The organism is Ekhidna sp. (assembly GCF_039940915.1).
Taxonomy (GTDB): Bacteria; Bacteroidota; Bacteroidia; order Cytophagales; family Cyclobacteriaceae; genus Ekhidna.
This window is the reverse complement of sequence record NZ_JBDVFO010000002.1, coordinates 122,683-143,514: the sequence shown is the minus strand read 5'-3', so window position 1 is coordinate 143,514 and position 20,832 is coordinate 122,683. Positions and strand designations below refer to the sequence as shown.

The 20,832-nt window shown below is 42.2% G+C and carries 15 protein-coding genes; 4 read left to right on the top strand and 11 right to left on the bottom strand.

The features are described 5' to 3' along the window. Both ABJF57_RS05915 and ABJF57_RS05910 read right to left on the bottom strand, forming a co-directional pair. Window positions 1-1,104, bottom strand: a complete 1,104-nt coding sequence (locus ABJF57_RS05915; protein ID WP_462233338.1) for a catalase family protein — start codon at window positions 1,102-1,104, stop codon at window positions 1-3. A gap of 8 nt (window positions 1,105-1,112) precedes the next feature. Further along, on the bottom strand, window positions 1,113-3,314 hold the full coding sequence (locus ABJF57_RS05910) for a lipoxygenase family protein (RefSeq protein WP_462233337.1): 2,202 nt from the start codon (window positions 3,312-3,314) through the stop codon (window positions 1,113-1,115). Between the two features lie 542 nt (window positions 3,315-3,856). Between ABJF57_RS05910 and ABJF57_RS05905 the strand changes: the two genes are divergently transcribed. Both ABJF57_RS05905 and ABJF57_RS05900 read left to right on the top strand, forming a co-directional pair. Continuing rightward, entirely contained in the window at window positions 3,857-4,327 is a 471-nt protein-coding gene (locus tag ABJF57_RS05905; RefSeq protein WP_462234846.1) for a (2Fe-2S)-binding protein, read from the top strand. After that, window positions 4,324-6,471 (top strand): xanthine dehydrogenase family protein molybdopterin-binding subunit, encoded by a 2,148-nt coding sequence (locus ABJF57_RS05900; RefSeq protein WP_462233335.1) that lies wholly within the window; start codon window positions 4,324-4,326, stop codon window positions 6,469-6,471. The genes ABJF57_RS05905 and ABJF57_RS05900 overlap by 4 nt, the downstream gene beginning before the upstream one ends. A gap of 115 nt (window positions 6,472-6,586) precedes the next feature. Here ABJF57_RS05900 and ABJF57_RS05895 read toward each other — a convergent pair whose 3' ends face one another. Further along, on the bottom strand, window positions 6,587-7,735 hold the full coding sequence (locus ABJF57_RS05895; protein WP_462233333.1) for a hypothetical protein: 1,149 nt from the start codon (window positions 7,733-7,735) through the stop codon (window positions 6,587-6,589). Window positions 7,736-7,907: 172 nt separating this feature from the next. Then, the gene (locus tag ABJF57_RS05890; RefSeq protein WP_462233332.1) at window positions 7,908-8,945 is read right to left on the bottom strand and encodes a helix-turn-helix domain-containing protein; all 1,038 of its coding nucleotides are present in this window, start codon (window positions 8,943-8,945) and stop codon (window positions 7,908-7,910) included. A gap of 138 nt (window positions 8,946-9,083) precedes the next feature. On the opposite strand from ABJF57_RS05890, the gene ABJF57_RS05885 reads away from it, so the two are divergent. Next, complete coding sequence (locus tag ABJF57_RS05885; protein ID WP_462233331.1) at window positions 9,084-9,974, top strand: TolB family protein; 891 nt, start codon at window positions 9,084-9,086, stop codon at window positions 9,972-9,974. Between the two features lie 105 nt (window positions 9,975-10,079). Here ABJF57_RS05885 and ABJF57_RS05880 read toward each other — a convergent pair whose 3' ends face one another. Genes ABJF57_RS05880 through ABJF57_RS05870 form a run of 3 tightly spaced genes read right to left on the bottom strand, consistent with a single transcriptional unit; the run spans window position 10,080 to window position 11,694 of the window. Next, window positions 10,080-10,274, bottom strand: a complete 195-nt coding sequence (locus tag ABJF57_RS05880) for a cold-shock protein (RefSeq protein ID WP_462233329.1) — start codon at window positions 10,272-10,274, stop codon at window positions 10,080-10,082. A gap of 29 nt (window positions 10,275-10,303) precedes the next feature. Next, window positions 10,304-10,498, bottom strand: a complete 195-nt coding sequence (locus ABJF57_RS05875; protein WP_462233327.1) for a cold-shock protein — start codon at window positions 10,496-10,498, stop codon at window positions 10,304-10,306. Between the two features lie 41 nt (window positions 10,499-10,539). Further along, complete coding sequence (locus tag ABJF57_RS05870) at window positions 10,540-11,694, bottom strand: DEAD/DEAH box helicase (protein WP_462233325.1); 1,155 nt, start codon at window positions 11,692-11,694, stop codon at window positions 10,540-10,542. A gap of 661 nt (window positions 11,695-12,355) precedes the next feature. Between ABJF57_RS05870 and ABJF57_RS05865 the strand changes: the two genes are divergently transcribed. Further along, complete coding sequence (locus ABJF57_RS05865; protein WP_462233323.1) at window positions 12,356-12,802, top strand: HugZ family pyridoxamine 5'-phosphate oxidase; 447 nt, start codon at window positions 12,356-12,358, stop codon at window positions 12,800-12,802. Window positions 12,803-12,820: 18 nt separating this feature from the next. On the opposite strand, the gene ABJF57_RS05860 is transcribed toward ABJF57_RS05865, so the two are convergent. From ABJF57_RS05860 to ABJF57_RS05845, 4 genes are all read right to left on the bottom strand, one after another. Beyond that, window positions 12,821-13,573 (bottom strand): hypothetical protein, encoded by a 753-nt coding sequence (locus ABJF57_RS05860; protein WP_462233321.1) that lies wholly within the window; start codon window positions 13,571-13,573, stop codon window positions 12,821-12,823. A gap of 321 nt (window positions 13,574-13,894) precedes the next feature. Next, complete coding sequence (locus tag ABJF57_RS05855; RefSeq protein WP_462233319.1) at window positions 13,895-14,602, bottom strand: hypothetical protein; 708 nt, start codon at window positions 14,600-14,602, stop codon at window positions 13,895-13,897. Between the two features lie 10 nt (window positions 14,603-14,612). Then, a complete protein-coding gene (locus tag ABJF57_RS05850; protein WP_462233317.1) occupies window positions 14,613-16,490 on the bottom strand; it encodes a hypothetical protein in 1,878 nt (625 codons plus the stop codon). Beyond that, window positions 16,487-20,623, bottom strand: a complete 4,137-nt coding sequence (locus tag ABJF57_RS05845; RefSeq protein WP_462233316.1) for an FG-GAP repeat protein — start codon at window positions 20,621-20,623, stop codon at window positions 16,487-16,489. Before ABJF57_RS05845 ends, ABJF57_RS05850 begins: the two co-directional genes overlap by 4 nt. Between the last annotated feature and the right edge of the window lie 209 nt (window positions 20,624-20,832).

Sequence of the window (20,832 nt, the reverse complement as noted above, 5' to 3'; positions counted from 1 at the left end):
TTAGTTAGCTGCATTAGAATTCCGTATATCGTTATCAGGAATCTCTGGAGGCATTCCAAATAACTTAATTGCCCACACTCGCGCGTTTCTCGCCAGGTCTGAGTGCCTGCGAAGAAAATTGAGCGAATTATAATCATAAATAGAATAAGATGGAATGATACCGAGACCTTTAGGAAGGTTCTTCATCGTAAAGATCATCTTGGTACTTTCAGCCCAGTCCAGGGGCTTATTCATGGTGATCTCTGCTAAATCCATCAACGGATGAGATGCCTCATCCCATTTTCTGCAACAGTTAAAGACTTCTGCATCATCGTCATCAGACGCTTCGTGCAGTTGAACCTGCAGTTTATATTTTATGGGACCCCTCTGAAGCCTTTCAACATATTCTTCTTTGAGGTAATTTCTGACCCGAGTCTCTCCTGGTAGAATACGCTGATTCTCTGTAGGGATCAACATATCATAATCATCCAAGAGGCCTGATTCAGGCACATCTTCAGCGGGAATCGTTCGATATTTAATATATCGCAGCACATTATCCTCAGCTTCATATAGATAGGGTGTCTGCGTATGATATCTTAAGTTAGAAAATGAAGTCGGGTCACGTCTCATTCCCACATGGGCGCCCTCCACTCCTGTTGGGTATTTGCGATAGTAATCTTCGTACTGCATCCCAAAACGGGTCTTCTTGTACTTCGCAAATCGGAAGAAGCTTGCAATGGACCAGAAAAGGGCCGTTTCGCCGGTGTTCAGTTCGATATCCATGGGGCTTTTTTTGGCTGTATCTGCCATCTTAACGGACATACTTCTGACCACTCGCATGGCATCATCATAAAAAGACGCCGCAGCATGTCTTACCCGGCAAGGGAGGGTTTTTCCAGGCTCAAAAAACGGATGTAATGGAAATCCGGGGTTATCAATAAATCGGATAGATCCCACCGCAGCGATCCCATTATTATGAGACATTTTCGAACGCATAAAGATACTTCCAAAGATCGTCAACGCCCAGGTAAAGGCTTTTGTGTAGATCCAAAGGATCATGATTCCAAACAACCGGTGAATGCTGGTACCAACTAGTTTATAAACAGGAGTTCGGTTCGATTTCATTTTATCTGTCAAATGTTAGTTCGGGACTGGATAATGTCTATGTCTAAGTCAAGGTTCGCGAATGCTTGCCGATGATTTTCAAGGCTTTCTCTCAAATCAGGAGGGACATCTTTATCTTCATCAGCAATGATGAATCCATATCCGGTGCGGGATAGCATATTGCTCCACCACATCATTTGTGTGGAACGGGTAAGATCTGGAGCAATGGAATGATCAGATTCAGGACCCATTACTCCATCAGGACCATCTCCAAACCGAATTCCCAGGCTACAATACAGCACTTCCCCAATATCATCGTACTGCTTGGAGTTAGACCAGGTGTGTCCAAAAGTGGCTTGATAAATCATATAGGTGCATGCCTGTTTTAGCTGATTTAGATCCTCATCCGTAACTTCTTCACCATCTGTTTTATCTGTAATTTTTGAAACGGCCTTTTTGATTCCATCCACCTCCGGCCGATCGTCATTTAAATCCATCCTGTGGTGTTGATTGTACCAGTCTGAGTTACCCTTCATCTTTCCCTTAGCATCTAACAAAGCATGCTGCAGGTAATTGCAAAGGAAAAATGGCACGCTATGATTAACCAGATCTTCAGAGAAGCAATAAATTTCAAACCAATTCGCTAAAATCTGTTCCTTGTTATCAGGATTATCGATGAAGTCAGATACAAACTGAAAAACAATATCCCAAAACAGGTTGGCGACTTTGGCGTAAGTATGCGCTTCGCTAATCGGCTGCATCGGTTGAAACCCTTTCCAATCCAAAGTCCCCATGGTATTATACACGACCTGATCTATCCCTTTGGGAGTAAGCGCACAGGCTGAGGTAATGTATCCATTGCCCACTAAAATTCGATCGGCTGTATGATTCACTAACACAACGGAGCGCAAGAAGGATTTAAGTAGCCCAGAGATGGGATTCAATCTTAAATTTCTAAAACACGCAATCGCATACTGTTCTGAGTTGATATGTGTCCCGGCAAAGTGATGTGATAATTCTGCATTTAGACCAGCACTTACACGGCAGATTCGTTTTGCTGCCAACCATTTCTCTCCATCGGCAGGCGTAAAGGTTCTTTTTTGTTTTTCATCCGTCTCTTGAGCTGTCAATGGGCCTGTAAGCGTAATCTTCACAGGTATTGGTAAGCCATCTTCCTTCAGCTTGAACCACATGTCAACATCAGGCATCGCATAATAGTGAGACCTCTTTTCATAAGATCCCCAATGATGGTGAACCCAATAAAGGTCCGGGTTCTTAGGGTCACGATCAAAATCACAGGCATACATCCCATTCATTATTCGCTGGCCAAACCAATCATCCCCTCTTGTGATTCCCGGCAGCCTTTTCTCCATGCAAACGGTTAAATTCTCAGGGTAGTCCTCAACTATTTGCTGGTATGTAAGCCCTTGGTTCATTCGAATCATTTCCAAGTGCTTGAGCTTGATCAATTCAATAGGGACAAATGTTTTTTCAAGTGCTTCATCAAAACCGGGTGAATACTTATCCGGAGCATCTTTATCATGATCCTTAATAACCACCCGTGGTAATGCGGTGTCTTTCCGGTACTCCCAATAGAAAAGTTGAACCTGACGACAACTATAGTCTATCCCAACTAAATCTCCTTTGCTAATCCGTACACGTTTGAACTCTGTAAATTTAGGAGCATGTTGTCCATTTATTGTGAAATGCTCATAGCCTGTTTGGTAGACTGCCAACCAAACCTTCGCGATATGGAACCGATGAACGTAAAACAAATCATACGGAAGGCTAAATTTTCCTTCGCGATCAGACTTGCCCTGACCAAGCTTGCGATACCCTCCCCAGAAAGTTCTTGCCCATAGCTCCAGGTGCATGTTAAAAATAGGGGAATCTGCGTCAGCCATCCTACTACCAAATGTAAGATGGCCGGTTACCACATTGTCAGGATTGGGATTACCATAGATTTTACCTCGACGAGGAAATATCAGGTTGTGCATCTTTCTATAAAAGTGTAACCAGCCATTATATAGTCCTACAATAAATATTCCGATCCGTGAAAGAAACCCTTGATGGGTACGTGACTTGTGTATTTCAAGTCGATTGAGGTTTTTTAGCCGAGGATGATAAAATTTGCGCTTTCGACCATGAGAAATATGTGTCTTTTCAAGACATTTTTGACACAATTTTTCAAGATTATCCTCAGATTCAGGTTGGGTTTTGATGGTATTCATTAAGTATAATTAAGACCTGTTCTTCATAGTCAAGTATGCTTAGTCTTGGCAAAATCTGCTGCAAAGATTCTCATTTAAGAAATTTGGCTTAACGGGCCATCTTTTTTAGCAAATAGCTCATACACTTTATTAGTATACTGCTGTTCAAGTTTACACCTCTTTAGCCATTATTTGCGAAAGATTAACATAACAATTTATAAACCTTAAGAAAATGAATCTAATTTCAAAGTTTCTATCTGTAGGATTTAATCAATATGAAATGATTTTCACCATTGAATCCATTTGGAAGTCGTCTGTTTATTAATGCCCCCGTGCTATCAATGTTCTGAAGAAGATGAGGATACCCATCCATGCAATAAACGCCGCGATGATAAAATAAAGCTATGATTTATTACTGTGTGACGGATCGTCAGCAAGGCTTGACTTTGACGTTCACGTATCTTATTGAGTTGTGGAATTAATTAATTCATTCGTGTGATTAATTAAACAACTAGTCACTTCCAATGCCTTTTTCTTAATTGCTCTACAGCAATTTTTTTTGAATAATGAAGGTAACTTTTCAACTGAACGGTAGAAGGAAAAATGTGGATGTTCAAAGAGACACAAAGCTTCTTTGGTACTTACGTGAACATCTAGGATTGACAGGAACTAAATATGGTTGTGGTATTGCCCAATGCGGAGCATGTACCATACATCTAGATGGACTCCCTGTCAAAGCCTGTATGACCTTTGTCGCAGCACTCGAAGGAAGATCAGTCACCACCATTGAAGGCTTATCAGAAGATGGACCTCATCCCCTACAGAAGATGTGGATAGAAGAACAAGTTCCACAATGTGGGTACTGCCAATCGGGTCAACTCATGCAGGCTGCAGCGCTTTTGAAACAAAATTCCAAACCTACCCTTCGTGAAATTCAGCAAAGCATGGATAATGTTCTCTGCCGTTGCGGCACCTATTACAGAATTAATAAGGCCATTCAAAAAGTTGTTGACTCAAACGGGAATACAAGATGAACGAAGTAATTGGTCGTAGAAAATTTCTAAAGATTAGTGGTGGACTCACCTTCTTGATAAGTGTGGGTTCTATTGGACAAATGTGCTCAGTGCCCGCTAGAAATGGAATTAAGCATGTGCCCGTAAATGCGTGGGTAAAAATAGGAACGGACGGACGCGTTACCATTTACAATCCAGCTGCCGAAATGGGACAAGGATCAATGACAGCACTTCCGGTTATTGTCGCGGAAGAAATGGAGGCGGATTGGACACTTGTGAGAATTGAAGACAGCCCCATCGATGCTGATGTGTATGGACATCATGGTTGGGGGTTTCGCAACATGATGGCCATTGTAGGAAGTTACGCAGTTGAGGGCTATCACCTGAAGCTTCGTCTGGCAGGAGCCCAGGTGCGAAAAACGATTCAACAAATGGCAGCCACTGCCTGGCAGATAAATGTGAGGCAGACCTATTGTGATAATGGATATGTTCACGATCGAATGTCGGACCGAAAAATGAGCTATGGAGAATTAGCAGATGCAGACACATTGCCTGAAGTTTTACCTGAAGTAAATGAGACGGATCTTAAAGCGAGAGATAAATTCAAAATTATAGGTACGGATGTTCCGCGAAGAGACCTTCCCGATAAAGTGGATGGAAAGGCCATGTACTCGCTTGATGTTGCTCCAAAAGATCGGTTATGCGCGGTTGTTGCTCATGGTGCGGTTTTCGACGCTACACCTACGCTAAAGAATGGGGATGATGTGTTAGGAATGACAGGTGTTGTGGAAGTTGTGAAGCTGGATAATGGCATAGCTGTTGTGGCAGACACGTTGGAAAATGCGCAGAAGGCAAAGGAACAACTGGATATTAGTTGGTCAGTGAAGAAGGAAGTGAGTGACTATGATAGCGAATCAGCCATGAATGGATATGCCGAAAAACTTGAAGATTCGACCATAGAGACGCAAACAGTAGAGGAAAAAGGAAGCGTATTTCAACTATCCAGAAATATCACGAAGTACACTGCAGACTTTTATAACGACTTCACCTACCATTCGCAGATGGAGCCTCTTAACGTGACGGTCTCTTTAGCAATAGACAAGCAATCGGCTGAAATATGGATTGGTACACAAGCTCCTGATAGTGTGCTTAGAGATGCCGCTAAGGCGCTGGGTTTAGATGAATCCAATGTGACTATTCATAGATGTTATTTGGGTGGTGGCTTTGGCAGACGTACGAAGCGAGACACCTTAATGGAAGCATGTCAAATCGCAAAAAAAGTATCTAAACCGGTTAAGCTCTTCTGGATGCGCGAAGATGATATGGCAGCAGGAATGTTTCGGCCAGCGACTATCCAACGAATTGAGGCAGGTGTAGACAATCAAGGCAGGATTGATTCTTGGAAGTACATAACCATTGGAGCCGGGAGAGCACTAATAAGTACTGGATCAAGAATACCTTTCTACGAAATCCCTAACAAAAAAATTGAGGCAAAGTATATTGATGAACCTGTTAGAACCTGTTCTTGGCGAGCGGAAGGGCATGGAGCAAATAAATTTGCCATTGAAGCATTTATGGATGAGATGGCTGAGAAGACAGGGAACGATCCTGTGGAGTTCCGACAAAAAATGATATCGGACGAGCGTGCACATAGGGTAATCGATGAGGTTGTTAAGCTAAGTGATTGGAAAAGCACAGCTCAAAGCGGTAAAGCCAAAGGCTTTAGTTTTTGCGAACGCAGTGCAATAACTGCTTGTGTATGTGAAATTTCAGTTGACGCAAACTCAGGTTCAATAAAAGTGGAAAAAGTCTGGATGGCTTTAGACGCAGGATTGATTATACAGCCCAATAATGCTATTGCTCAGATAGAGGGTGGAATAATCATGGGAATTAGTAGTGTTCTTAAAGAACGGATCTCAATTAAAGGAGGAGCTGTGGAACAATCTAACTTTCATGATTATCAGATATTAAGAAACAGTGAATCTCCTGACCTCATAGAAGTTAAGCTGCTGGAGTCGTCACTCCCACCTACTGGAATTGGAGAGGCTTCTTTGCCTGCAATTGGTGGTGCGATTGCAAGCGCATTTGCTCGGCTCACTGGAAAGCGACTTTATCACATGCCTTTTATTTCAGATCGTGTGAAAGAAGTATTGAAGTCAGGTTAAAGTTGAGCACGCGCATGTTCACCACTCTGCTTCCTACCAGCCACTATTCCGACGTGGCAATTCCTCGGAATATCATTGTAAAAAGTTAGTTGATCAAGATTTACTTAATGGACAATCACTCAAATGACCAAATCTCTACTTTCCTTCCAAATAGTAGGACTAAAGTATTTCCGTCATCACTTAATTTTAGATCCTGATCAAAGGTTTCAATGTCATTGCTGGAAATCGTAAGAGATTCATTCCAATCTCCCTCTACAAAATCATATACACGTACAAAAGCACTTCGGCTAATACCAATACCAGCGCCAACTACTAATCTACTCGCACCTTCATTTAATGCCACTTTTTTACCAACCCTATCATCCAATTCTTCTCCATATAGCGAGGACCCTTTTTGTTCCCATCCTGAATTGTTTTGATAAACCTTGACGATTCCCCTATAATCAGCACCAGGATAACCAGTTCCGCCTATTGCAACGGTCGACCCACTGGTGTTTATACCGATATTGCCAAACCAGTCCAATTGATTTTCCCCAACTAACCTATCTCCGATGGAGACTAACGCTGATCCATTTACACTGTATGCGTCCACAAAGCCTGTATTATGCGTATAGCCTAAAAAGACCCTATTCCCCTCAGCACTGAAAGCCATGGATGGCAATGGCACATCAACGGCCGTCACATTATCAAAATTATTAATAACGCTCTCCCAATTTGAACCAGATTGCACATATATGCTTAGTACTGAATTAAAACCCAGACGTCCCAATGGTTTTGATATAATTGCAATCTTTGATCCATCGCTATTTAGTGCCAAGTCCACACCTAAAGAAGTAAACCGCTGAGCGCCAGAAATCTGACCGGTCGGTTCCCAAGTATCCTGCGTATACTCGTATATGAAAACTTCTCCTGTTACATCGTTATACGATGGAGCCCCAACTGCAACGATGTTTCCATCAGCACTTAAACTAATTGCCGCACCAAATTTATCATCATCAATTCCTGATAGGGACTCACCTATTTGTTGCCATTCATCAACAAATTTTCTGAAAATTTTCACTGTTCCGGTCGTCTTTAAATTTGGATCCCAATCTGTGATGGCAATGGTATTTCCATCTCTGCTAATAGCTATTTGATTAATGGAGGCCTCTGGTGCAAAATCGCTGCTAGATTGAATCCACGTCTTATCTGTCTCATCGCCAGAATCTATTCCATCATCACTATTGCATGAGCTGATTGATGCCAGAAGGATTAAAGCTGTCACAAATTTTAAATTTAAAATCGCTAAGAAATCTATTTTCATATCCTCGGGAATTACATTCGTGCTTAAGATAAACTCATAATGTGATGAATAAAATATAAAGTTATAAATGCTATCTAAATAATCTTTGACAGATAACGCATCCCATCATAAAAAAGTAATCTTTAAGTAGTCATTAAGACTGATTCCTCCTGAATTCGGATGGTGTCATCTTGTGTACCTTTTTAAAAAGCGTATTGAATGTAGGAACGGAATTGAAACCGCTTTCGTAGGAAATTGCCGAGATCTTAAGGTGATTGTCTCTTGGATTCGAAAGTCGACTGGCAGCCTCCTTCAGTCGGTAGGAATTGATATAGTCTGTGAAGCTCATCTTGAATTCCTGGTTAATAACTCTTGATAGCTCATGCGTGTGCACAGTGATTAATGCTGACACATCCCTGATGGTCAGTTCGGTGTGGGTGTATGGGTGTTGCTCTTTCATCAGCTCCTCCAGTGAATTGCGGATTTCACGAACTTTCTTTTCATTCAATCCCGATTTCTGATATTTCCTATGAAAGAATGAGATCTTCCCTTTGTCACGCAGCATAAATACGCCCACAGTGAAGATGGCTATGGTGAACAATGAGCCGCTCCCGACGTAGCCTGTATACCTGAAAATTGTTGGAGAGTACATGATCAGCAACAATGCGATAACAATCAGCAATCCGCGCAACCATGTTTTAGTACCGTGTTCACAATCCGTGCGGCCTAAGCTATACAGCCTTACCGTCCAGAGGTAGTAAAAAAGAATGGAGACGTATGAAGCCCATAGTCCTCCGTAATTGTACCAGAAGCTTCTGGTGACGTAGAAACTTGCGATAGAGAAGCCAACATACGGCACAAAGTGCCATACATACTTCTGATGCCATTTAAAACCGTCAGAGAGCTTTGATTTGAAGTAAAGGAACAAAAGCGGACCAATGGCAAACTGGTGGGACAGTCCTACGAATATCCATTGCAGCCAAAACTCCTCCCAGTTAGGAAACAATTCGCGATTCAGGATGTAAAGATGGACAAGGATGTTTTTACCAACCCTGATACTTGTGAAAAGTAGAAATATGGCGAAAATGCGATTGGACAGGCTGTTCTTTTTGTGCCAAAAGATAGCCGCGAAAACAAGCCCTTGAAAGGTGCCTAAAATGGACAGCAAGGTTAGCACATCTATTTTGACCATGGTTCAAATATCATCCATAAACCGATAGACTAATGAATTTAAGAGCGATTAGACTTTAAATCCTATAAGATTAATATTATTTATGCCCGGCATTGGACTTTTTTGGAATGAAAATTCAAATCACAATAAAAGGAAATAATGAAAAAACCAATTACTTACATATTATTGATTGTCAGCACCTTAAGTCTTATGGCTCAAAGTGATGTAATTGAAGCTAAAGTATTTGAGCCGGGTCTTATTTCACTTCCAGACACCTGGGATGAGTATCTCAGCTTTTCTCCTGATGGTACGCTGATTGCGTTTAATAGAAGAGGCGCTAATCTTACATATAAGGGCTACCGTATTTATTTGACGAAAAAAGTAAACGGAAAGTGGACTAATCCGATTGCAGCACCTTTTTCAACGTCCGAGTTTCAAGACCGGGCTCCCTCCTTTTCGCCAGATGGCAACATCATGTATTTTTCTTCCAATCGCCCGATTAACTCGGATAGTTCCACACCAACGCGTCGAATGGACCTCTGGTATTCAGAAAAGAAGAACGATGGAGGCTGGAGTGAACCAGTATGGATGGGTGAAACGATCAACCTGCCTGGAGAGACAGAAGGACATCCAACAGTCACTAAGAACGGTAATCTTTATTTTGTCAGATTCGGATCCAGAGAAACGGATATATATTTTAGCGAAAAAGGTGACCAAGCGCCAGTCATGCTTGGATCAGAAATTAACAACGAAGGACCAGACTCACACCCATACATAGATCCTGAAGAACGCTTCCTAATTTACACGCCTACAGGAAGGGAAGATGGCTATGGAGGTGGAGATATTTATGTCTCCTTCAAGCAACAGGGGGCATGGACCGTTTCGAAAAACATTGGTCAGCCGGTAAATACTGAATGGTATGAATACAGTGCGAAGGTCGGGCCCGATGGGAATCTATATTTTACAAGAGCAGGTTTCGGTGAGCCCGCAAGGAAAGCTGCTGACATCTACTATGTGCCTCTAAACGACATAAAAGTGAAGTTTAAGTAATGATCCTATATGCAAGGGGTAAGTGATAACACATCATTCTGAACCCTGTAAAAACAAAAAAGGTGAACGTACATGTTCACCTTTTTTTGTGTGATTGTATGATGCTTATTTCACGACTTCTACATTGACAGCATTTAAGCCTTTTTTGCCTTGTTCAGTCTCATATTGTACTTTGTCGTTTTCCTTGATCTCATCGATCAGTCCATTGACGTGTACGAATAAATCTTCGTTCGAATTATCAGGTTTGATAAATCCGAATCCCTTTTCTGTATTGAAAAATTTTACTGTTCCTTCTTGCATTGTATTGTTATTTGTATTGATATGAATGATTAGTCGATGCGCTCAACATTGATCGCATTGAGTCCTTTTTGACCCTGCTCAGTTTCAAATGAAACCTTGTCATTTTCCATGATTTCATGGATGAGGCCACTGTTGTGGACAAATACGTCTTTGTTTGAATTAGCTGGTGTAATAAATCCGAATCCTTTTTCTGAGTTAAAAAACTTTACTGTTCCTTCTTGCATAATTATAAGTATTAAATATATGTATTAAAATGTTTTAGTTATTAGTTGACGAATGTGTAGGCTACTCCAGTTGCTTCTGCACGGCCGGTCCTACCTATTCGATGGATATAGCTATCCATGGTTTGAGGCAATTGATAGTTGATAACATGTGTAACCCCTTTGATGTCAATGCCTCTGGCAGCCACATCCGTCGCTACCAATATTTTTGTTCTACCTGATTTAAATAATTCGATGGCTCGTGAACGATAATTTTGAGACTTGTCTCCATGAATTACGTCTGACTTAATACCCGAATTTTTCAATTGCTTGCTGAGCTTGTCAACACCACGTTTCGTTTCGGCAAACAGTAGCACCTTTTCAAAAGCAGACTCATTTACTAGGTCAAATAAAACATCAAATTTGTTTTCATTGTGTTTCACTCGAATTATGTTCTGATCCACATTATCACTTGATTGAGTGCCTCCGGATACATTCACACGGATGGCTGTCTCGGTAATCTGCTTGATCAATTTTTCCTGTGACGAGTCTAGCGTTGCGGAAAAAAGCATGGTCTGCTTTCGGTTGTGCATACCAGAAACAAGCTTCTGAATAGCTTTTACAAAGCCCATGTCGAGCATACGATCAAACTCATCCAAAACCAAAATGGGTGTGGAATCAATCTTCAATGCTCTTCGATCAATCAGGTCGGCTAGCCTTCCTGGCGTACCAACGATCAAATCCAATTTCCTCCGTGCCATAGACATGTCTTTGCCGACACTTGTCCCTCCGATAAAACACGCAGAGTTGAGTCGTGTACCTTTAGTCAAGGACCTGTATTCAGCTTGTACTTGTTGGGCCAATTCCCGTGTGGGTACTACCACCAATCCTGATACGTTATCAGAGGTGAGCATTTGCTGCACGATTGGTATAAGAAATGCACCTGTTTTACCAGTACCTGTCGCCGCAATACCTACCAGGTTTTTGCCATCTATCAGCTGATCTATGCACTTATCTTGGATTTCAGAAGGTGATTGATAGCCTTTGAAGGCAATGTTTTTACTTAGATCCCTATGTAGGTTTAGTTGATCAAAATTTCTTGCTGACACATATGGTTCGGCCGTTATAGCCTTTGATTTTTTGACAAGCAATTCAGGGTTTAGCTGAGATGCTGGTCGCTTTGCGGACGGTCTCGTCCGACGTTTATTATTATAATTCATTGTGATATTTATTGATTGGAAGGAATTGCTTGCAATTCCGCTCGCCCCATGCTGCGGAGCATGTTAAAGTATTTGAAAATGACCGAAACGAAAGAGCCATTTGAGTAGTACGGCAGACCAAATTCTTGAGCGCTTGACTTTGCAATAAAGACGGCTTTAAAAACCGTTCGACTATTGCAGCAAGTGCTTATTTGATTGCTTTTGAAATATTCCGAGACACGAAAATTAAGTGTAGCGGAAAAACCAGAGCTTACTGATTTTGGAAATGATAATTTTTTAATAAAAATAGAAATTACATAAAATTTACTTCAATAAGGAAGGAAATGATGCGGGGTATTAGTCTGTTAAAAAACTGACTACCGGAAACGTTGGAGAGAAATCTTTGAGGAAATACTAACTGAACGGATACTACTCACTCCTAGGGAGTGCACTTACTTTATTATTGTGCCCAAAACTCTTGGGTGATGCAAAGGTAGTCATTTTATTTGACTGCTAGAAATAGCACTTCAAATTCACCTTTTCATGATTATATGCTGCATGACCTATTGAAAACTAAATACTTCACAAGTCATTGCAAGTAGGAAGGACTGAAGCAATCGCAACTTCGAAATACTCTCTAGCAGGTTTGCATATCTTCACCTGCTCAAATCAGCAAAACGCTATGAAAAAAGAAGCCATTGATAACGCAACAGCCTTGATCAAATCCAAACAGGACGGAGTGCTTTCTACGCTCTCCGTAAAGTTGGATGGGTTTCCTTTTGGTTCTGTGGTCCCCTATTGCCTGGACAATGCCGGATGGCCTGTCATTCTCATCTCCACTATCGCGGAGCACACCAAGAACATCAAGGCAGACAATCGTTGCTCACTCACGATCGTGATGGATGGTGAAGACGTGCAAGCAAACGGGAGAATATGCCTGGTTGGTCACATGAAGGAGGTTCTTTCTGAGGAAAAAGAGGTGATAGAACGCTACTATGCACAGTTTCCTAACGCCAGATCGTACGATGCTACCCATGATTTTTCGTTTTATCGCTTGGCTCCTGTTTCCATCCGCTACATTGGCGGGTTCGGTCAGATTCACTGGTTTAAACCAGAGGAGTTCAAATAAAAGAAGTAGGAATCCTTCCTACAAATGATCCTTTAACAAGACTCTCAAAACATCCAAATCCTTCTCCTGATCTCTTATCAACCGCTTTTCACTGGTGCATTCAAAAGATGAATATGGAATCTCCAATATGTTAATCTCATTGGACTTAAGGCCGCTTCTTCTGCGCTCGGCATATATTTTCCGTTGTTCCGACAAGCCTACCCCGCTGATTGTCCTCTTTTCCCATTTGTCTGTATCCACAGGTTCCATATGATAACTTTCCATGTACTCAATAACCAGGTTATGCTTCTGGTAATAGGCATCTACTGGTAAAACACTTCTGGTCGTGCCATCCTTGTGGTAGTCGCCAAGCAAGAAGCTAAATCTGTGGTGTCTGGAAGCCCGCTCCTGCAGTAGTTCATCGCACAGGTTCACGACGTAGTATTGATCACTGTTAATAACAGCAGCTCTTCTTTTTTGAGACTTGGTGACGCCTGTATCATTGGGTGCGTCAGAAACGTACGTACTCCCTTCTCTCACAAAATACCAATGCGTGTTTTTATCCTTTCGCTCCGGGTGCACCAACGGAATCTTGTCCAGGGCATCTTGATCATCCAAAGCGCGGAGCACCTTTCTAATGGGTAGGCCCTTCTTCTGATCCTTCGCAAATACCCCCGCCTCAATGAAGTACGGCATTAGTTCCTTAACAGCAATGCTGTTTTCCGTCTTATTCTTCTCAAAGTAGCTGGAGATGACTTTATTAATGCTGGCTATTCTTTCTTCTTCGTTCATGGGCAGGCAAAGCTAATGATTGTGCTTGCCGCATGACTCATTGCGGGATAAATACTTCTCTCCTAGCCTAGCAAATTGCAGCACGTCTTTGCGAGGGAGGAACGACCGAAGCAATCTCATAGCAATCTCAATACCTAGTAGTTCACCGCAATCATGAGATCACGTCGTTTCACTCGTGATGACGGTAACATTGGCGTGCTGAATAATAGATAGAAAGGTTTAGACGATTCTACGTCCACTGGGTGGAATGTCACGGAAGTAACTTCCGCGCCAGTTGATATTTGAGTGGATCTTATAACTACGAAAGACCACCGCCCCTAGCTACTCTGAAGGCTCCAGATCGAAGGTTATGCCAATGCCTAGCTGTAGCCTTACACCAGACCAATCAAGTCTGGCATTGCCTCCACCCGGCTTCAAGAGCCAGGCATTGCGATCGGTTTTGAACTTCAGCTTAGTGGAAATTGCATCAAACTCATAGCCTAACTGACCTATGAAATAAAAACCTGGGGTGACCTGATAGCGATTAACCCAGTTTAAGCGTATCTGGCCACTAAAAGAGGAGAATCGATTCAATGAGCTTTCATTCTGACCAAGAATGCTCAATCTATATTGGAAATTTAAATTGGAGAAGGAGCCCAATATGCTTCCACTGACGCCCATCGCATATCGATCACCGATGGGTTCCATGAAGCGGAAGGTCGGACCCAGAACGACTCTATTGACCAAAATATCGTAATTAATGGAACCAGAGTAGTCCGCGGAGCTTATGCGAGCACCACTTGAATTGTAGTGCAGTATACCCCCGAAAGAAAATCGATCTTCCTCGTTGCCTACGACCTCTATGCCAAACCCCCAGTATGTTGGAAAATTGTCTATCGTTTGGAGCTCAATGGGAATCTCATCTTGCGTAGCAGACAATATAACCTTCATGTCATCCATTGTTACTGAATTGAAGGACAGTGTGGGCTCAATGTGAAGCACATTGCTTTGCGACCACCCTACATGCCCTATACCGACACAGGTTAGCATGAGCAGTATTTTAACGATTGACTTCAAGGTCATACACATTTATGTTACGGGCTTCAAAAAACACTTGATTATTGGTCATATATTTTTCTCCACTCAGAATGCTCGGGTTAAGTGAGATGCGATCAACTTCTTCCAAAATATCAGTCGATATGATCACCAGGAAATACTCAGAATTATCTTCGAGTATTACACTGCACAGGTCATCAAAATTGGAGAATATCTCAAGAATCTGGCCATCCAATCTCAGCGTTTGCTGAACAGCATGATTAACATAATCCAGTTTTGTAATATTACTGCCTCCTGCTAGCAGGTAAGAGTCACTTGTATGCAATGGAGCCACCTTTCGAGGCACCCCAGATAAATCATCTTGTGAAGTGGATACACTACTGTAGATGTCTGGAAAATCGCTCTGGCTGTACGGAAAATAACTTATAAAGAACAGGTCAGAATCAACCAAAAAGCCATTTGGACTGAGTAAGCTAGATCTTCGCGTAGGGAAAGTTGTAGATGAGTGATTCCAGGTTCTCTCAAAACTCTTCGTGTTGGCATCCAAGAAGTAACTGCGATAGTAGGTTCGTTGCCCAAAGGGATCATGGCTTAGGAAATTATAAAACAGGAGCTTCCCTTCATTGGAGACATACAAACGTCGAAACTCGCCTTCCATACTCAAAAGTGGAGCGAGCTCAAAGGCATCTACACCTTCCAGGGTTGCAGGATTGTATTTGATGATGATTCCATCTTTATATTCAAATAATTGATTTCCATTAGGGGACAACGCAATCTCACCTGATAACTCCGCTACCTGCTCACCGGTAGCTATATCGTAGAGTATGGCTTGATCGATCTCTGCTGTCTCTCGTACTTTGAGATGCAAGACTGTATGTTCAAAGAAATAATATCGGAGATCTTCGTCGAACGAAAGCAAATATTTCTCATCATTGAAATTGGCTCCACCTAGATAGGTTCGTACATCGGATTGAGAAACGGCATAGACGTCAAAATTGTAGTTGATAGGATAAGTGTATTGGATTGAAATCTGCTCTGAGTCGTACAGTCGGTTTTCGATTGGATACATAGCGGGGGTCAAAGGATCTTCAAGGGAGTTGTTGTGTACCAGCTCATACCGATCAAATGAACTGTAGGTGTTGGGTAAGATACTCAGTTGGGGTTCTTCTCCATTCAATTCAATTGCCACTCCATGAACGTCGGAGAAGTTAGCTGAAGCGCTGGCCTCCTCTCCTTTTGCCCTTAGGTAAAAACTTGCACTGATATCTCCACCGATGTAATCAGGAATGGTAACAGAGGTTTGTTCGGGAGAAGTAATCGTTTGATTGAAAGACTGATACGGAAATCCAAAAACAACTTCGTATTCTTCAAATTTCAAACTTTTATATGCATCCCAGCTAAATGTTAGGGCGCCATCTACATTTTCAAATCCTGTGACTTGAGCGGTGATGGGTGCATTGTCAATCAGGCATACTTTTTTAGTTTCTGTGATTAATGCTTCCAAACCCAGCTGATCTCCAATACTGCCAGTGTTGGTTTTGGTAGCTACTTGAAGCACGATTGGGTAGTGTCCATCGCCAAACTGCCTGCTATCTATGAATGCACGTCCAGTGTGAGAATTTCCATTATCCACTTCCTGACTGCCAATGAATACTTTGTATTCGACTATATCTACACCTTGAGATATATTTATGTCAATGATCACCTGCCCCCTCATGTAGATCGTGTCTGGGCTATTGATAAAGTCGATCGAAGGAGTCACAATTTCTGATTGATCTACTTCGATGAAAAATTCTTCATCACTCTCAAACGTACAGGAAGGCAGCCATACGAATAACACTCCGAGCCAAATGAGTTGTATGGTTGATAAATGCCTCTTCATTTATTTGAAAGTTTGGAAGAGTAGACAGATCCATCAACACTTAGCACTACCATAAATATGCTGGGAAGCTCGTTTAAAGTAAGAGCCTTAGACCTAGAGAATGTGGATGAATGATACAGCCGCTTTCCCATGGTATCATAAATAGAGAGCGTTGCAATTCTTGACGGCCTGGAAAGATGTACGCTTAACTCGTTATTCAAATCATTCCAACGAAGATCATAGGCAGCCGACTCATGCCCTATGCTGGTAACGACATGATTAAATTCGGAGAAGACCATGAAATTACCCGCTACATCAAAGATCTGTTCGGGCTTCAAAGACAATGTCACGTTAGAAGTTTGATCCGGTCTAATATACAACAGGTAATTTCCGTCAACATACTTTTTCAGTCCGAGTGAGTCAATTCCCTCTGTTGTAAAGTCACTTGTGCTAATTTCATTCACAGGCTCGGTGATTTTCATAAATACTTTTACATAGTCAACTCCCACTTCATTTAGTATATAGGATACTTCTGGCGGATCATTATCGTACAAAAATTGATACTGTGTTTGGGTACTTGGATTCCCTGAAAGATCAAAGAACGTACCTTCCAGAAAGGTCACGGTTATTAAGCTGGATCCTGTAGGGGTGAGCAAGAGCTGATACTCCCTCGAACTACTCGTCTCGGCAAGTGCATAGTCTGCATTGTTTACTTCAATCTTGCTAAATACCAATAAGCCTATCTCCTCATTCAAAGAAATCGGCAGCACATTTTCGACACTTTTTAAATATATAGGAGGGTTTGGAACCGAAATTACTGGAGGTTCTGTGTCTGAAAAAAAAGTAAGTGTATGGGATTGCGTATTGAAATTCCCGGCCTCATCAACCAAACTTCCAGAGCTAAGTGTACATGACGCGGTTTTAGTTCGTTCCTGGATTAAGAACTTGATGGTATGAGACGTTGATTGCTGTGTGTAGCTTATCACGAATAGGTTATCCAATTCTAGTCCATCTGTCAACACACTGGCCTCTTCCGTACTCTGAAATGTAACCTCAACAATATTGGATGCAGAAGGAAATGAATTGGTGGCTATGATGTATTCTGGAGCGATGGTCTCAAAGACCAACTGCAATTCCTCAGACTGATCATTCATTTGATCATATTGATCACTCACAGCGCCTTCGGCAAGATAAAGACTGAAAACCCCTGGTTGTAACGGCTCAACATTCAAGATGTAAGAAGCTCCTGAGCCGGTGATTTCATGTACGATCGCATTGGTTGTTACCAAGTCAGCTACTTCAAACCCTGTTACTTCTTTATTAAAAGATACCGGCAGATCAAAGGCTCCGTTGAATTGAGTTTTGGTGTTATTGAAGGTCACTTTTGGTACGCTTGCTTCTACGGTGATGATGGTAGAGCCAGAAATGCTTTTACCTGAACCGACAGGCGGTAAAACCAGGTTGACCTGTTCGCCAGATCCTACTGAGCGTATGCTTGCCCCAGCGGGCATCTTTAAGTCGTGTTCTAGGTAATCAAGGATCAGTGAGTTATCGCCACCCGTGATTGAGTAATTGAAAATTAATTGGTCTGTTCCTGTACCCGATTGATATACAGCAATGCCTTCCTCGCCTTCTTCCAGATTCAGGTTAAAAAATGGAAAGCCAACTACGTCAACAGGTTCATTAAATGTGAGCATCATTTGGATGTTTTCGCCTGGCCCAAAGAGGCCGGACTGGCCAGAAGTAGCCTCAGTGACATATGGTTGATTGGTTGCGTACGCATAGATAGCTCCTGCAAAATACCCATTGTCGTTATCTTCGCTCTGAGCGCTGATTAAAACATTGGTGCCATAAAGGTCAAACGCTCTTCCAAAATTAGATGCTGTATCGGTTCCGGGGTTGTTTACGGCAAACAAAGAATCAAGAGAACCGTCTTCTTGAATACCGAAAGCGATGGCTTGATCGCTGATGGGGTTAAGTGATCCGATTGCGTTTCCTGATAGTCCCAATGAACCAGATCCCCTGAAGTTAGTGCCGAAACTTTGTGAAGTCGAGGAAACGCTCAGGGGTGCCTCTACTTGCTCGGGCTCCAAATCAAATGTGTAAAGGTGATTCGTTCCCCATGCATCATGTGTAATAAACAGGTTGTCGTTTAGGTGACCTGTGGTTCCAAACCTGTTGTAGTTTGTTTCGGAGAGCGATGATTCCGGATTAGCGATTATCCGGATAGAGGCATTTTCCCAACTTGGACCTTCTTTTTCAAAATTGATAATTGAGGGATAGCCAGCGTCCGTAAGCGTAAATACAATTCTATCTCTGTTGTGATGGATTCCTTTGAAAAACTGATTGAATGTAGTTTCGAATGCATAAGTTAAAATAGCACTTTGCTCATATGCAGTCGACGTAAGATTTTCTTTTTCAAAGACAAAGAGCTTGGCGGATTCTTTCTGGCGATCGATTACTTCATATCCGCCGATTACCAAACTGTACGCATCCAAGCTGAGGTGTATTCCGAAATTCTCCAAGTCACCATCAAATGATGCTTCCAGTTCCTCATATTGATCAACATCGATAGTTCCTCCAACAATTTCATATATGCGGACAACACCCTGTCTGTTTTCTTTCAATGCAGAGATAACGATAGTTGTGCCTTGGATATCAAAGTCAGAGGCAAAGGAGGTAATTGTATGTTCGTCCGGCGCTATTTCCCCTATCCTTGTCCACGTGGTGGATTCTTTTTTCAGAACGTCTACTGAACCCAGAGCACCATGAGGTGAAAAAGTGTGCTTGTAGACTAAAGCATACTCTCCTGATACTGAGATTCTTGATCCAAATCGATGATAGTGAGCATTCATGGTTACTTCTGAGAGTAGAGAGGTCTCAGATGCGCTTGCCTTATCTACAACATGGACAGCACCACCGCTGACACCATTTCGTGCATTGCCAGGATTGCCTATCAACAGATCGGTTTCATTTCCAGCCAGGGCGGATCCAAAACTTTCGATGGAGAAGAATTCAGTTTCGGAAACATAAGTTTCATCAGAATTTGCCGACTGCCAGCCAGCCGCAGGCTCATCATAGCGAAAGACAGCTCCCTTTGACATCCCATCAGGACTGTAATTATTGACCCCATGGTAAATACTTGTTCCATCGTAATGCAGGGAGACCATAGGTGGCGAATTATTCAAGATATAATCGCTCGGTGACAAGGAAGCTAAAAGACTATACGCAGTTTCTCCTCCATACACGTACACAAATGGAGGCCCGTTGAAGTTTTCTCCAGAGGTTCTGCTTGCTATGAAAAGTCGATCTTTGGTTAGGATAATATCTCTTCCAAACTGGTAGTCGAAACCCTCCTGTCCCTTCAAATAGGCTGCTTCTGATCCACTTTCCCAAGAACTGCCGGAATTATTGTAATACAGAAAGACAATGCCATTGATAGCATCACCCACATTGGAATAATTGGCACCAACAGCAATGGTATCACCACGGATTTCTACATCATACCCAAATTGAGATCCAAAGGAAGTTGGAATGGACGAATACAGGTTTGCGGTTTGATTCATGTTTCCCCAACCACCGATGGGCTTTTCAAAAACAAGTACGCGCCCAGCGTCTTTTACATTTAATGTATCAAAATTAGGAGAGGATGCGATGATTACATTATCATCGAAAGCAATTGACTCACCGAGACCTGCATTGGTCTGTGGCTCAGAAGAGGTTAGTGTGGCTATATGATCGTGAAGATCCCATTCAACTCCAATTTTCTCATACACAAAGAGTGCTCCTTCTCCTGATACTGTCCCATTTTGATTTGGTGAGCTTATGACAATAATATCTCCGCTGATGGCTACCTCACTGCCGAAGTAAGCATTCAGATGTGGAGATGGAGATCTCAATTCCGCTATGCGAGACCATGCATTATCCTTCCTTTGATAAACAAAGGCCTGACCAGCTCTGTATCCATATTCCCCGCTGTGCGGCATCCCAATAACAGCAATATCATTTTCAACGACGATGCTTTCCCCAAATCTGGAAGCCAGATCTATCTTTTCATTGGGCAAAATCGTATCAAATAAAGACAGCTCCTGACCCGTTAGTGATGAGCTTACAAGTATTAGAATGACAAAGATTGAAGGAATGTGGTGACGCACGGGATGTCATCTAAGTATTGGTGATACGTCAAAAATAAGCTATATCTCCTTTTTAAACGTACGCTTTTTGAGAATTATACTTGATGGATTGTCATAATTGTGACAAGGTAAAAAGGAATATCGTACATACTTTTCTTATGCTAATTCTATATGCATCCACTCAACCAACCTCACTCTAAGCTACACACCCTCTTCGAGCACGTCCCACC